This window comes from Anaerobacillus sp. QJM3NY_17 (assembly GCF_056173665.1).
In genome coordinates this window covers 11,212-25,635 of the sequence record NZ_CM149685.1, presented here as the reverse complement: position 1 = coordinate 25,635, position 14,424 = coordinate 11,212, and the positions used below count along the sequence as shown (strand labels likewise).

The 14,424-nt window shown below is 43.3% G+C and carries 9 protein-coding genes, 1 tRNA gene, 2 rRNA genes and 1 other annotated feature; of the genes, 3 read left to right on the top strand and 9 right to left on the bottom strand.

The window, feature by feature from the left end; all coding sequences use genetic code 11:
• Positions 1-118: 118 nt before the first annotated feature.
• Positions 119-1,315 carry a cation:proton antiporter gene (locus tag AC0VYV_RS00100; protein ID WP_475374337.1) on the bottom strand — a complete coding sequence of 399 codons (1,197 nt, stop codon included), beginning with the start codon at positions 1,313-1,315 and terminating at the stop codon, positions 119-121.
• Positions 1,316-1,497: 182 nt separating this feature from the next.
• Here AC0VYV_RS00100 and AC0VYV_RS00095 point away from each other — a divergent pair, with 182 nt between their 5' ends.
• Positions 1,498-2,139: a deoxynucleoside kinase gene (locus AC0VYV_RS00095; RefSeq protein ID WP_194222564.1), complete on the top strand. Its 642-nt coding sequence runs from the start codon at positions 1,498-1,500 to the stop codon at positions 2,137-2,139.
• A complete protein-coding gene (locus AC0VYV_RS00090; protein WP_194222563.1) occupies positions 2,136-2,804 on the top strand; it encodes a deoxynucleoside kinase in 669 nt (222 codons plus the stop codon). The genes AC0VYV_RS00095 and AC0VYV_RS00090 overlap by 4 nt, the downstream gene beginning before the upstream one ends.
• Positions 2,805-2,939: 135 nt before the next feature.
• On the opposite strand, the gene AC0VYV_RS00085 is transcribed toward AC0VYV_RS00090, so the two are convergent.
• From AC0VYV_RS00085 to guaB, 6 genes are all read right to left on the bottom strand, one after another.
• Positions 2,940-3,032 (bottom strand) — tRNA-Ser (locus AC0VYV_RS00085).
• A 213-nt stretch (positions 3,033-3,245) separates the two neighbouring features.
• Positions 3,246-4,520, bottom strand: a complete 1,275-nt coding sequence (gene serS / locus AC0VYV_RS00080; protein WP_194222562.1) for a serine--tRNA ligase — start codon at positions 4,518-4,520, stop codon at positions 3,246-3,248.
• A gap of 97 nt (positions 4,521-4,617) precedes the next feature.
• Positions 4,618-4,822 (bottom strand) — a binding site (T-box leader).
• A gap of 66 nt (positions 4,823-4,888) precedes the next feature.
• A complete protein-coding gene (gene pdxT / locus AC0VYV_RS00075; RefSeq protein ID WP_430243125.1) occupies positions 4,889-5,482 on the bottom strand; it encodes a pyridoxal 5'-phosphate synthase glutaminase subunit PdxT in 594 nt (197 codons plus the stop codon).
• Positions 5,483-5,554: 72 nt separating this feature from the next.
• Positions 5,555-6,442, bottom strand: coding sequence for a pyridoxal 5'-phosphate synthase lyase subunit PdxS (gene pdxS / locus AC0VYV_RS00070; RefSeq protein WP_475374336.1), 888 nt, complete (start codon positions 6,440-6,442; stop codon positions 5,555-5,557).
• Positions 6,443-6,629: 187 nt separating this feature from the next.
• Positions 6,630-7,946 carry a D-alanyl-D-alanine carboxypeptidase family protein gene (locus AC0VYV_RS00065; protein WP_475374869.1) on the bottom strand — a complete coding sequence of 439 codons (1,317 nt, stop codon included), beginning with the start codon at positions 7,944-7,946 and terminating at the stop codon, positions 6,630-6,632.
• A 174-nt stretch (positions 7,947-8,120) separates the two neighbouring features.
• Positions 8,121-9,578 (bottom strand): IMP dehydrogenase, encoded by a 1,458-nt coding sequence (gene guaB, locus AC0VYV_RS00060; RefSeq protein WP_194222560.1) that lies wholly within the window; start codon positions 9,576-9,578, stop codon positions 8,121-8,123.
• Between the two features lie 116 nt (positions 9,579-9,694).
• Between guaB and AC0VYV_RS00055 the strand changes: the two genes are divergently transcribed.
• Positions 9,695-10,660 (top strand): YaaC family protein, encoded by a 966-nt coding sequence (locus AC0VYV_RS00055; protein WP_475374335.1) that lies wholly within the window; start codon positions 9,695-9,697, stop codon positions 10,658-10,660.
• A 476-nt stretch (positions 10,661-11,136) separates the two neighbouring features.
• Here AC0VYV_RS00055 and rrf read toward each other — a convergent pair.
• Positions 11,137-11,253, bottom strand: a 5S ribosomal RNA gene (gene rrf / locus AC0VYV_RS00050).
• A 170-nt stretch (positions 11,254-11,423) separates the two neighbouring features.
• Positions 11,424-14,353, bottom strand: a 23S ribosomal RNA gene (locus AC0VYV_RS00045).
• Between the last annotated feature and the right edge of the window lie 71 nt (positions 14,354-14,424).

Genomic DNA, 14,424 nt, shown 5'->3' with positions numbered 1-14,424 from the left:
ACGCAGTAAATGAAAAGCGAAGACGAGCGTTTAGAAACGGCGCCTTCTCTATACCGTGGAAATAAATGCAGTTTTCGCGGGAAAACTAAAATATCGCAGAATTCGCTTACACCACAGGTCATTTCGCTTTTTTCTCAAAATAACTAGACATCGGATAGATCGTCACGCTTTGAAAAACAAGAGATAGCAACACAGCCCCAAACGTGAGAGAGATAAGCGTACTATCTCCTGAACCATACTCAGATTCCAAACTTAGAAGAAGTGCAACCGACATCGTTCCCCGTATGCCGGACCAGGTAACAAGCGAAATGTCTTTCCAATTAAATTCATTACGCCAGGCTGTAAATGATTTAATAATACCTGCAAGCACAAGGAAACGAACAACTACAGATGCGAGAAAGATCAATCCTGCAAATACCCAGTAGTTAAAATCAAGATAGTTTGTTGATTCAATCCCAATCAATAGAAAAATCAATGACAGAATACTTGGCTCAACAACTTCCCAGAAGCTATTAAGGTATTCTCTATAGTGTGATTCTTTAATAAAGCCATCAAGTTCATGTGAAAGCATGATTCCAGCTGCAACGACGGAGAGAACTCCTGACACACCAAGATTTTCTGCTACATAAAAACTTCCATAAGCGAGCACGATACTTAGCATCACCTGATATTGTCGCTGGTGTGTAAAAGAAATGGCTCGACAGACAATCCAACTAAATATCGCTCCGATCGCAATTCCTCCAATTGACACAAGAGCAAAGTCATAAATAAACGAGCTAATAGAAAAGCTCTCATCACCAAGATACATGCCAGCGAACACTGTAAAAAGAACGATACTCGTACCATCGTTCACCATCGATTCACCTTCGACCACATCTGCTATTTTTGGATCTTTTGAAGCCTGCTTTAAAATCGAGACCACAGAGACGGGATCAGTGGGTGTAAGAATAGAAGCAATTAATAAAGCCCCAACAAATGATAATGAAAGGAACGGCCCGCTTATAATAAATAATAAACTACCGAGGAGGAGAGCACTCAATAGTAATCCCAGCGTGCTTAATGCGGCAATAATACCCGCGTGCTTTTTTAGATGAGCAAACGGAAACTGATACGCAGAAATAAAAAGAAGAGCAGGTAGAAACCATTCAAAGATAATGTCTTTCGTTATATGTACGGAGCTGAAGAACGGAAGAAAAGAAAGTCCTATTCCTAAACCTAATAAGACCAGTGGTGCAGGGAAGTTTTTTTGCTTTTTATCAATCGTATAAACTAAATAACCGATGAACAGTAAAATTAAGATCTGATTAGAATCCATGATTTCACTCCTTTGTATTAGTGTCATTCCCTACTCCATTTAGGCTTCAAACAGGCAGGCTTTATTTACCTCTAACTTGCTTCCTTTAACCCTGTCAACAGTTCGTGGTGTATGCTACAATAATCTTTGTCTATTCAAAGATAAGCAAGGTCTGCTATAGGAAACGACGGAGGAGGATACGTATGAACCAGACCCCATTTATTGCCGTCGAAGGCCCCATCGGAGTTGGAAAGACCTCCCTATCTCGAGCGATTGCTGCTCATTATCAATTTGAACTTTTTCAAGAAATCGTAGAAGAGAATCCCTTTCTCGGTAAGTTTTACGACAACATTGAAGAGTGGAGCTTCCAAACCGAGATGTTTTTTCTCAGCCATCGATACAAACAGTTAGAGGAAATGGAGAAGCATCATTTATCAAAACAGCTTCCCGTTATTTCCGATTACCACATCTTTAAGAATAAGATATTTGCCCAACAGACACTTAGTGACAAGCACTTTTCTAAATATATGAAGATTTATGACATTCTAACCGAAGGAATGCCCGAACCGAACGTCATTATCTATTTAAATGCTAGCCTTGAAACGCTGCTTAACCGTATTTCACAACGTGGAAGACAGATTGAAAAAAGCATCGATCCCGCTTACCTTGAGCGTCTTTCATCTGACTATGAACGGTTTATGCAAGAATTTGAAGCACATCATCCTGATATTCCTGTGCTCCGTTTCAATGGTGATGAGATGGATTTTGTGTCCAATCAAGATGATTTACACACCATCTTCCAATCCCTCGAAAAAACATTGAAAGAAGGAGACCCTGTTAAATGAATCTCAGAGAAAAATACAACATCCCACAGGATGCCGTCATTACAATCGCTGGTACGGTAGGCGTCGGGAAGTCTACCATTACGAGCTCACTTGCTAACGCCTTACAATTTAGGACTTCTCTTGAAAAAGTAGATAACAATCCATATTTAGAGAAATTCTATAATGACTTCTCACGTTGGAGCTTTCACTTGCAAATTTATTTCCTTGCTGAGCGCTTTAAAGAACAGAAGAGAATGTTTGAATATGGTGGAGGATTTGTTCAGGATCGTTCCATTTATGAAGATACAGGCATCTTTGCAAAAATGCATTATGAAAAAGGAACAATGTCAGCTGTTGACTATGATACTTACACGAATCTGTTTCAGTCTATGGTGATGACGCCTTTCTTCCCCCATCCTGATTTAATGATCTATCTTGAAGGATCATTTGATGATGTCGTTGATCGCATTAAAGAGCGTGGCCGTCCGATGGAGCAGCAAACGCCAACTGCTTATTGGGAAGAAATGTATGAGCGCTATACAAATTGGATTGACAGTTTCAATGCCTGTCCAATTCTCCGCTTAAATATCAATGAGTATGATCTAGTTAACGACCCATCCTCTGTTGAACTTATCTTAAAGCGTATTGAACAGAAATTTCAACAAATCCCTTCTTTAAGTAGATAATCTAAAAAAAGCTATCCGTTGGATAGCTTTTTTCTTATCATAAAATATGAGTACATAGAAAAAACCGCTGTCGGCGATGACAGCGGTCGAAATATAATCTCCAAATTATATGCGCGTTGGTTATTAATTAGTAAATGGAGGAGGAAGAGGGATTCGAACCCCCGCGGGCGACTAAGCCCCTGTCGGTTTTCAAGACCGATCCCTTCAGCCAGACTTGGGTATTCCTCCGTGTGAAGAAGTTATTAACTAACTGCGACAAGTAATATAATATCATCGTCTTATAATAATGTCAACGATATCTCAAAACTTTTTTAAAAGAATTTGAATTACTTACTTATGTTGATCATTTCAGTTAAACCGCGCCGAAAATCAACACCCCTTACTATACACGATTATATCCTAAAAATAAAGAGCAGAGATGCCTCTGCTCTTTATCATTTTCTATTTAATGATTTCACGACCACCCATGTATGGACGCAGAACTTCAGGAACAATTACAGAGCCATCTTCTTGTTGATAGTTCTCTAAGATTGCAGCAACTGTTCTTCCGATTGCAAGACCAGATCCGTTTAACGTATGAAGGAATTCTGGCTTACCGTTCTTTTCTCGACGGAAGCGAATACCTGCGCGACGTGCCTGGAAGTCTTCAAAGTTACTGCAAGAAGAAATTTCACGATATGTGCCATAGCTTGGAATCCAAACTTCAATATCGTATTTCTTTGCTGCTGTAAATCCAAGATCACCTGTACACATGCTCATCACGCGGTAAGGCAGGTTCAACAGCTGTAGCACTTTCTCTGCGTGGCCAGTCAGCTTTTCAAGTTCATCATAAGAATCTTCAGGCTTAACGAAGCGAACAAGCTCTACTTTGTTAAACTGATGCTGACGAATCAGTCCACGTGTATCACGACCAGCAGAACCAGCTTCAGAACGGAAGCAAGCACTATATGCGGTGTAAGCAAGTGGAAGATCTTCTCCGTCCATAATTTCATCACGATGAAAATTTGTAACAGGGACTTCCGCTGTCGGAATTAAGAAATAGTCTTCTTCCCTAATTTTGAACGCATCTTCTTCAAATTTAGGTAACTGACCAGTCCCAGTCATGCTCTCACGGTTCACAAGGTAAGGAGGCAGAATCTCTTCATAGCCATGCTCTGATTCATGTAAGTCCATCATAAAGTTAATCAATGAACGTTCAAGACGAGCTCCAACACCTTTATAGAATGCGAAGCGACTACCCGTTACTTTTGCAGCACGTTCAAAGTTAATAATATTTAGATCAGTTGCGATGTCCCAGTGTGGCTTCGCTTCAAAAGCAAAATCATTTTTCTCTCCCCACGTACGGATTTCGATATTATCGTCTTCCGTCTCACCAACAGGTACACTGTCATGCGGAATGTTTGGAATTTGAAGAAGAATTTGCTCAAGCTCTGTCTCAACATTGCGAAGCTCTTCATCCATTGTTTTAATCTTATCGCCAACTTCACGCATTTCTTTAATAAGGTGATCAGCATCTTTCTTCTCACGTTTAAATGCTGCCACGTTTTTAGAAGCTTCATTCCGCTGTCCTTTTAACTGTTCCGTTTCAGCGATAAGGTCTCTTCTTCGCTGGTCAAGCTCTTCAAAACGATCAAGACCTACTAGATCTTCCCCACGCTTAGATAGCTTTACTTTTACTTCTTCAAAATTCTTACGCAAATACTTTAAATCGATCATGCTTTTTCCTCCTTTTTTAATGAACAATAAACGAGTTAACGGAAGGGATAGTGGTGTAGAGACGTGTATTTAAATACAAAAAAGCCCCCGTCCCCTATAAAGGGACGAGAGCTACCCGCGTTGCCACCCTGATTGCAGACGATTGTCTGCCTCTTAACAGAATAACGGTCTGCTCCGAGAAAGCCTACTTCATTCAGCATTCTACTCAAGGATGGATTCACAGGGTTCAATGATCGATTCGCACCACACATCGACTCTCTTGGCATTGAACATCTATTACTAATTCCCGTCAACGTTTTCGTTTATCATTCGTCTTATGCAGAAAAAGAATTCTCTTCTTCTTGGTACGTAATAATTTACACGAAAAATTACTCTGTTGCAAGTCCTTCTTTCTTAAACTCCAAAACCATATCAATAAACATCTGATGCATGCGATCATCATCTGTTAGTTCTGGATGGAAGGCACACGCAAGAAAACGTCCATGACGTGCAGCTACGATTTTTTCATTAAACGTAGCAAGCACTTCAACATCTTCTCCAACTTCTTCGATATACGGAGCTCGAATGAAGACACCGATAAAGTCATCTACTAATCCTTTAACAGGTAATGGCGCTTCAAAGCTTTCGCGCTGACGTCCGAATGCATTTCTTTTTGCTTTTACATCCATAACACCAATATGCGATCCGTCTACTCCTTCAATATGCTTTGAAAGCAGAATTAGCCCAGCACATGTACCGAAAATAGGCTTCTCAGCTGCAAAAGCTTTAAGTGGCTCTAAAAATCCATATTGATCAATTAATCGACGCATTGTCGTACTCTCTCCACCAGGTAGTACGAGGCCATCTAAATCCTTGAGTTGCTCTACTCGTTTCACAACAATGATTTCTGCTTCTTTTGTTTCAAGTGCTTTCACGTGTTCTCGGATTGCACCTTGCAGTCCAAGGACCCCAACTCTCACCATACTTCTCTCGACTCCTTCTCTTTATCTAAGTAAGAACCCCACCTTATGTTGCACAGGTGGGGAATCAATGTTTTACCAGCCGCGCTCTTGCATACGGTCTGATGGCTTAAGTGAAGAAATTTCAATACCTGGCATTGCGATACCAAGGTTCTTAGAAATATTCGCGATCAATTCATAATCCTGATAGTGAGTTGTTGCTTCCACAATAGCTTTAGCAAATTTCTCAGGATTATCCGATTTGAAAATTCCAGATCCAACGAAGACGCCGTCAGAACCAAGCTCCATCATTAGTGCTGCATCTGCAGGAGTTGCGATGCCACCAGCAGCAAAGTTAACAACCGGAAGACGTCCAAGCTTTTTAATTTGAAGAAGAAGCTCAAATGGCGCCTGAAGGTTTTTCGCTTCAGTCATCAGTTCGTCTTCAGACATGCTTGAAATTTTACGAATTTGGGATTGAATAAGACGCTGATGACGTACAGCTTCAACAACGTTTCCTGTTCCTGGTTCACCTTTCGTACGAAGCATTGCAGCACCTTCACCTACGCGGCGCAGTGCTTCACCAAGGTTACGCGCTCCACATACAAACGGAACAGTGTACTTGCGCTTATCAAGGTGGAATTCTTCGTCAACTGGAGTAAGAACTTCACTTTCATCAATGTAGTCAACGCCCATTGATTCAAGAACGCGTGCTTCTACAATATGACCAATACGGCATTTTGCCATTACTGGAATCGATACGGCATTCACAACGTCCTCTACGATTGTAGGGTCAGCCATACGCGCTACGCCGCCTGCTGCACGAATATCAGATGGCACTCGTTCTAGTGCCATTACTGCTACTGCACCAGCTTCTTCTGCAATCTTAGCTTGCTCTGCATTGACAACGTCCATAATCACGCCGCCCTTTTGCATTTCAGCCATACCACGTTTTACACGATCTGTACCTGTTTGTTGATTCATCTATATTCCTCCCATATCTATACTTAGAAACGTCTTTGTTACACGACATCTATCAAACGCTTTTATTGTAACATTTTTTCATGACTTGTCCTATCACATGTGCAGTGATTTCATAAAAGATTTAGAAAAATACTCCTCGATGAACGCATCGAAGAGTATTTTTTCCAAGTATACTTGATATTATTAATTAAAACAGACCTTTCACAGCATCTGCTACGCTAGTCCATACACCAGAGAAGAAGCCACCAATCGCTCGCATAGTAAGTGTAAACCAACCTGCTTTTTCAACAGATTCAGTTGCTACAAGAGGTACTGAAGAACCCTTGTCACCTGTTATGTAACCGAAGTCTTCACCGGTTGATTTTAAGACGACTTTTCCAACTTGATCGCCTTCTTTAATTGGTGCAGTTAGTTCTCCATCTTCTGTTAGAAGAGATTGATCGTATTCATAGCTTAGTTTAAATGGTTCTTTCGTATTCGTCATTGTTACTGCATTGAAAGATTCTCCTGCAGCGACCCCAACTTCTTTCTCCTTACCTTTGACAACTTTAACCGTGGAATTACCATCAGCTTTATCACCTTTAGTAACGATTGTTTGGGACTGGAATTGATCAAATCCATAGTTCAGAAGCTTAGCTGTTTCTTCAAAACGAGCTTCATACGAATCAGTTTTCATAACAACAGAAATTAATCGCATATCACCTTGTTTAGCTGTTCCTGTAAAAGCAAATCCAGCAAGGTCTGTAGAGCCGGTCTTGAGACCATCTATGCCTTCTACTTTATATTTATTAGCATATACAAGTGAAGGAAGAAGCCAGTTCCAGTTCTTCATTGTAATTTCATCATCTGTACCTTCGCGGAATTTCTTTTCTGGAGTACTAGTGGTTTCTATTACTTCAGGAAAATCTTTAAGAAGGTTATAAGCAAGAAGTCCAGTTGAACGAGCGGACATCATGTTCTCTTCATCAGGGTCTCCAGCAGGATGATTACCAAGTAGGTCTTTGTTGTTCAGCCCTGAACTATTAACAAACTTGTATTCCTTCATACCCATTTCTTTTGCTTTTGCATTCATCATTTCGACAAACTTCGCTTCTGTTCCAGCAACGTGCTCAGCCAGCGCCATTGTGGCAGCATTTGCCGAATAAATGGCCATTGCTTCATATAATTCCTTAACTGTATACTGTTCACCCACACGAAGTGGTACGTTTGAAAGAGAACGGTTCTGTGATAGCTTTTGGATCGTATCACTTACTGTAACTTTTTCATCCCAACTTATTTCGTTTTTATTAATTGCTTCAAGTACTAAATATTCCGACATCATCTTTGTCATACTTGCAGGTGAGAGCGTTAATTCAGGATTTTTCTGATATAAAATCTTTCCTGAATTTGCATCAATTAAGATTGATGCTTCTGCTTTGATGTCGGGCGCCTCTGCTGCTTCTGCAGTATTGCCTCCACCAAATGTTCCTGCTAGTAATAATACCATCGCCATAGTTACGATCATGGCTTTCAAACCAAGGTTTCTCAACCCCTACACCTCCAAATAAGTCTCACATAACCGCTATTCTATCACACCTAAAATTAAAAAAATAGATAGAGGAAAGTCCCCTATCTACTTTTCGAAAGTATTAAGCTATTTTTGTCACACACCTGTTATAACTTCAGTCTAAAGCACTATTTAAACAGAGTAATTTGGTGCTTCTTTCGTAACCTGAACATCGTGTGGATGACTTTCGCGAAGGCCTGCACCCGTTATTCGAACGAACTGGCTATCTTCACGAAGTGAGTTAAGTGTTCTTGTCCCACAGTAACCCATTCCAGAACGTAAGCCACCGATTAACTGATGAATTGTATCAGTTAGTGGTCCTTTGTAAGGAACACGTCCTTCAATTCCTTCAGGAACGAGTTTAGACATATTTTCCTGGAAATAACGATCTTTACTTCCCTTTTCCATTGCTCCAATCGAGCCCATTCCACGGTATACCTTAAACTGACGACCCTGATAGATTTCACGTTCGCCTGGACTTTCATCCACACCTGCAAGGATACTACCAAGCATCACTGCGTGTCCACCTGCAGCGAGCGCCTTTACGATATCTCCAGAGAACTTAATGCCACCATCAGCAATAATACTAATACCATGTTTGCGTGCTTCTGTTGCACATTCATACACCGCTGTGATTTGAGGTACACCAACACCAGCAATAACGCGAGTCGTACAAATTGAACCAGGCCCAATTCCTACCTTCACAACATCGGCTCCGGCTTCAATTAACGCTTTAGTCCCCTCAGCAGTTGCGACATTACCTGCGATAATTGGGAGATCAGGGTAGGCGCTCTTGATTTCACTCACCTTTGTCATAATGCCTTCTGTATGACCGTGAGCAGAATCTAATACAATAACGTCAACACCAGCCTCCACTAGTTTTTCAACTCGCTTCAGAGCATCTGTTGTATTCCCTACAGCAGCGCCAACTAGAAGACGGCCTCTGCTGTCTTTAGCAGACTGAGGAAACTGAATAACTTTCTCAATATCTTTAATTGTTATAAGACCTTTAAGTGTTCCATCATCATCAACCAATGGAAGCTTTTCAATGCGATGCTTTTGAAGAACTCGCTCAGCCTCTTTTAATGTTGTGCCTACAGGAGCTGTTACAAGATTTTCTTTTGTCATAACGTCTTTAATTTGTATAGAGTAGTCTTCAATAAAACGAAGGTCACGATTAGTAAGGATACCAACGAGCTTGCGTTCCTCATTAACAATCGGAACACCGGAAATACGATACTTGCCCATCAGATGTTCAGCATCGAATACCTGATGTTCTGGTGTGAGAAAGAAAGGATCAGTAATAACACCACTTTCAGATCGTTTAACACGATCAACGTGTTCAGCTTGTTCCTCCATCGACATGCTTTTATGAATAATACCTAATCCACCCTGTCTTGCCATCGAAATAGCCATAGGCGCTTCAGTTACTGTATCCATACCAGCACTAATAATCGGTACATTTAATTCAAGATCTTTCGTTAATTGAGTTTTCACCGATACTTCTCTTGGTAGTACATCGGAAAAAGCTGGTGTTAATAAGACATCATCGAAGGTTAACCCTTCTTTAGCGAATTTTGTTTCCCACATCCCTTTCATCCTCCTCTAATCGAATTGTCCGAAATTTTATTAGTAGCTTATCAATTGGTTAAACTACTGTCAAGAAAGATAGAATAAGTTTGAATAATCAAACATGGAGGGCTCCTATGGGATATTCTGGACATTATCATTCAAACAACTTTGCATATCACTCAGCCTCATATGTTCAGCAATATTTAAAGGAATGTTATTCTAACATCGAACTTCCGGATGCCGAACGTAAAAGCTACGATTCCTGTTATCGATTTATGTATTTTATCGAATATGGCGAACGCTATTATCGGCATGCTTCAACTGCTGATGCAGAGCTAAAACCTATCCTTCTTTTTTATGGGATGATTCAACTGTTAAAAGCTTGTCTTATTACAATTGATCCAAATTATCCGGGTGACACACATGTTCTTGCACACGGCGTTACATCTCGAAAAAGAAAAAAACGCCATTATGCTTTCTTGCAAGATGAAGTAAAAGGTCAAAAAAATGGACTCTTTGAATACTTTTCAAGGAAAATGTTTCATGTGAAACAGGTAGAAGGGGAGAAATATAAAATGGAAGATCTTCTTACCCTTATACCCGAAGTTTGCCCATTATTTGAGAAGCTGACTCGTAAAGTAACGAGCTATAAAATGATTTCTCTTACCTCCACTTCTTTCACTATTCAGGCAAGTATTCTTGATACGTTAAATATGACTGCAGAACGTTTTGAATCCTACCTTCAGCAGCATGGGGATACTTCACTAAAAGTTCTTACTCATAATCGTGATTTCATTACTTTGCAGTTCAAGGAAGACCCCGTCGCAGGTTTACAGAGACGCCCCTTCCTATATGATAGGAATACTCTTTACCTCCCGGCAGAACGTAGTCAGTACAATCCTATTGCTGAGGTAATGGCTCACTATCTAATTTTATATAACCTCAGTATGATTTGCCGATACGAGACAGAATGGTGGGGAGATCTTTTTCATACTCAGGAGTCATTAGATCTACCTTTTATTCTACAATTTCTTGAAGTAACTTCTGAAAAAATACCGCATTTACTATATGAGTTTTTAAATAAGAGAAGTAAAAGTTGATCGCAGTACGTTGGTAAAGTAAAGGGAGTTGAAACAGGTAGTTCGTATTTATTCGACGAACGTGGTGGACCTAGGTATTCAGCTAGGTAATACACACCGAAAAAACCATACAAAAAAGCGAGAAACCCTCAGGTCTCTCGCTTCTCTTAGTTGCCCAGCGACGTCCTACTCTTGCAGGGGGAGATCCCCCAACTACCATCGGCGCTCGAGCTTAACTTCCGTGTTCTCATACGGGGCGCGATAAGCGGCGAACTTCTTCGTCAGCTGCGCGATGCCAGATCCTCATGGATCTCTCGAATATCCACTCCGGTCTGACATAGCTTGCTTCCTCGAATTTCTTGCTTCTCCCACCCCTACGAAGCTTTCGAAGAAGTTTTGATTGTCTCACATGAAGCTTTTTTCTCTTGCGAGTTTTCTTCACTTTATAGATACAAAAAAAGGCGAGAAACCCTCAGGTCTCTCGCCTTTCATCTTGTGCCCAGCGACGTCCTACTCTTGCAGGAGGAGATCCTCCAACTACCATCGGCGCTGAAGAGCTTAACTTCCGTGTTCGGCATGGGAACGGGTGTGACCTCTTCGCCATCATCACTAGACGATTCAGGTGTTCCCTGAAAACTAGATAGCACGCACAACTTTCCAATATGTCCAGCTACGTAAGCCAAATCCTCGATCGTTTCACCTTTTGATTCTGACGCATAAAGCGCGTCTGACTCAAAAGCCTCCAACGCTTGTCGGATTTAAACGGCTTACTTCGCTTTTCGTTTAGGTTAAGCCCTCGATCGATTAGTATTCGTCAGCTCCACGTGTTGCCACGCTTCCACCCCGAACCTATCTACCTCATCATCTCTAAGGGATCTTACCAGCTTCATGCTGTGGGAAATCTCATCTCGAGGTGGGCTTCATGCTTAGATGCTTTCAGCACTTATCCCTTCCACACGTAGCTACCCAGCTATGCTCCTGGCGGAACAACTGGTACACCAGCGGTGTGTCCATCCCGGTCCTCTCGTACTAAGGACAGCTCCTCTCAAATTTCCTGCGCCCGCGACGGATAGGGACCGAACTGTCTCACGACGTTCTGAACCCAGCTCGCGTACCGCTTTAATGGGCGAACAGCCCAACCCTTGGGACCTACTTCAGCCCCAGGATGCGATGAGCCGACATCGAGGTGCCAAACCTCCCCGTCGATGTGGACTCTTGGGGGAGATAAGCCTGTTATCCCCAGGGTAGCTTTTATCCGTTGAGCGATGGCCCTTCCATGCGGAACCACCGGATCACTAAGCCCGACTTTCGTCCCTGCTCGACTTGTAGGTCTCGCAGTCAAGCTCCCTTGTGCCTTTACACTCTGCGAATGATTTCCAACCATTCTGAGGGAACCTTTGGGCGCCTCCGTTACACTTTAGGAGGCGACCGCCCCAGTCAAACTGCCCACCTGACACTGTCTCCGCACCGGATCACGGTGCTGGGTTAGAATGTCAGTACAGCCAGGGTAGTATCCCACCGACGCCTCCATCGAACCTGGCGGTCCGACTTCTATGGCTCCTACCTATCCTGTACAAGCTGTACCAAAATCCAATATCAGGCTACAGTAAAGCTCCATGGGGTCTTTCCGTCCTGTCGCGGGTAACCTGCATCTTCACAGGTACTATAATTTCACCGGGTCTCTCGTTGAGACAGTATCCAAGTCGTTGCACCTTTCGTGCGGGTCGGAACTTACCCGACAAGGAATTTCGCTACCTTAGGACCGTTATAGTTACGGCCGCCGTTTACTGGGGCTTCGATTCAGAGCTTCTCCCGTAAGGGATAACCCCTCCTCTTAACCTTCCAGCACCGGGCAGGTGTCAGCCCCTATACTTCGCCTTACGGCTTTGCAGAGACCTGTGTTTTTGCTAAACAGTCGCTTGGATCTTTTCACTGCGGCTCCCCTGGGCTATAAACCCGAGGAAGCACCCCTTCTCCCGAAGTTACGGGGTCATTTTGCCGAGTTCCTTAACGAGAGTTCTCCCGATCGTCTTAGGATTCTCTCCTCGCCTACCTGTGTCGGTTTGCGGTACGGGCACCTTTTTCCTCACTAGAGGCTTTTCTTGGCAGCGTAGAATCAAGGACTTCGGTACTAAATTTCCCTCGCCATCACGACTCAGCCTTCATGGTGAACGGATTTGCCTATTCACCAGCCTAATCGCTTGGACGCGCATTTCCAGCAGCGCGCTCTCCCTATCTTTCTGCGTCCCCCCGTCGTTCAAACGGAAAGGAGGTGGTACAGGAATATCAACCTGTTATCCATCGCCTACGCCTTTCGGCCTCGGCTTAGGTCCCGACTAACCCTGAGCGGACGAGCCTTCCTCAGGAAACCTTGGGCTTTCGACGGACAAGATTCTCACTTGTCTTTCGCTACTCATACCGGCATTCTCACTTCTAAGCGCTCCACCAGTCCTTTCGGTCTGACTTCACAGCCCTTAGAACGCTCTCCTACCATTGTCGTAAGACAATCCACAGCTTCGGTGATACGTTTAGCCCCGGTACATTTTCGGCGCAGCGTCACTCGACCAGTGAGCTATTACGCACTCTTTAAATGATGGCTGCTTCTAAGCCAACATCCTGGTTGTCTAAGCAACGCCACATCCTTTTCCACTTAACGTATACTTTGGGACCTTAGCTGGTGGTCTGGGCTGTTTCCCTCTCGACTACGGATCTTATCACTCGCAGTCTGACTCCCGCGGATAAATCGTTGGCATTCGGAGTTTGACTGGATTCGGTAATCCGGTAAGGACCCCTAGTCCAATCAGTGCTCTACCTCCAAGATTCTTGCCGCGAGGCTAGCCCTAAAGCTATTTCGGAGAGAACCAGCTATCTCCAGGTTCGATTGGCATTTCACCGCTACCCACACCTCATCCCCGCATTTTTCAACATGCGTGGGTTCGGGCCTCCATTCAGTGTTACCTGAACTTCACCCTGGACATGGGTAGATCACCTGGTTTCGGGTCTACGACCACGTACTATTTCGCCCTATTCAGACTCGCTTTCGCTGCGGCTCCGCCTTCTCAGCTTAACCTTGCACGGGATCGTAACTCGCCGGTTCATTCTACAAAAGGCACGCTGTCACCCATTAACGGGCTCCAACTAGTTGTAGGCACACGGTTTCAGGTTCTTTTTCACTCCCCTTCCGGGGTGCTTTTCACCTTTCCCTCACGGTACTGGTTCACTATCGGTCACTAGAGAGTATTTAGCCTTGGGAGATGGTCCTCCCGGATTCCGACGGGGTTTCACGTGTCCCGCCGTACTCAGGATCCGTCTCGGAGGGCATCGGATTTTGACTACAGGATTGTTACCTTCTCTGATGGACCTTTCCAGGTCGCTTCGTCTATCCGTGCCTTTGTAACTCCAAAGAGACGTCCTACAACCCCAGAGGGCAAGCCCTCTGGTTTGGGCTGATTCCGTTTCGCTCGCCGCTACTCAGGAAATCGCGTTTGCTTTCTCTTCCTCCGGGTAATGAGATGTTTCAGTTCCCCGGGTCTGCCTTCCATTCCCTATGTATTCAGAAATGGATACCATCCTATTAAAGATGGTGGGTTCCCCCATTCGGAAATCTCCGGATCAAAGCGTACTTACAGCTCCCCGAAGCATATCGGTGTTCGTCCCGTCCTTCTTAGGCTTCTAGTGCCAAGGCATCCACCGTGCGCCCTTAGTAGCTTAACCTTCGATTTGTTAGGCATTGCTGCCATAACGCATCAGTTATTACTAAGTTATTGCATAAAAAATAATTATTG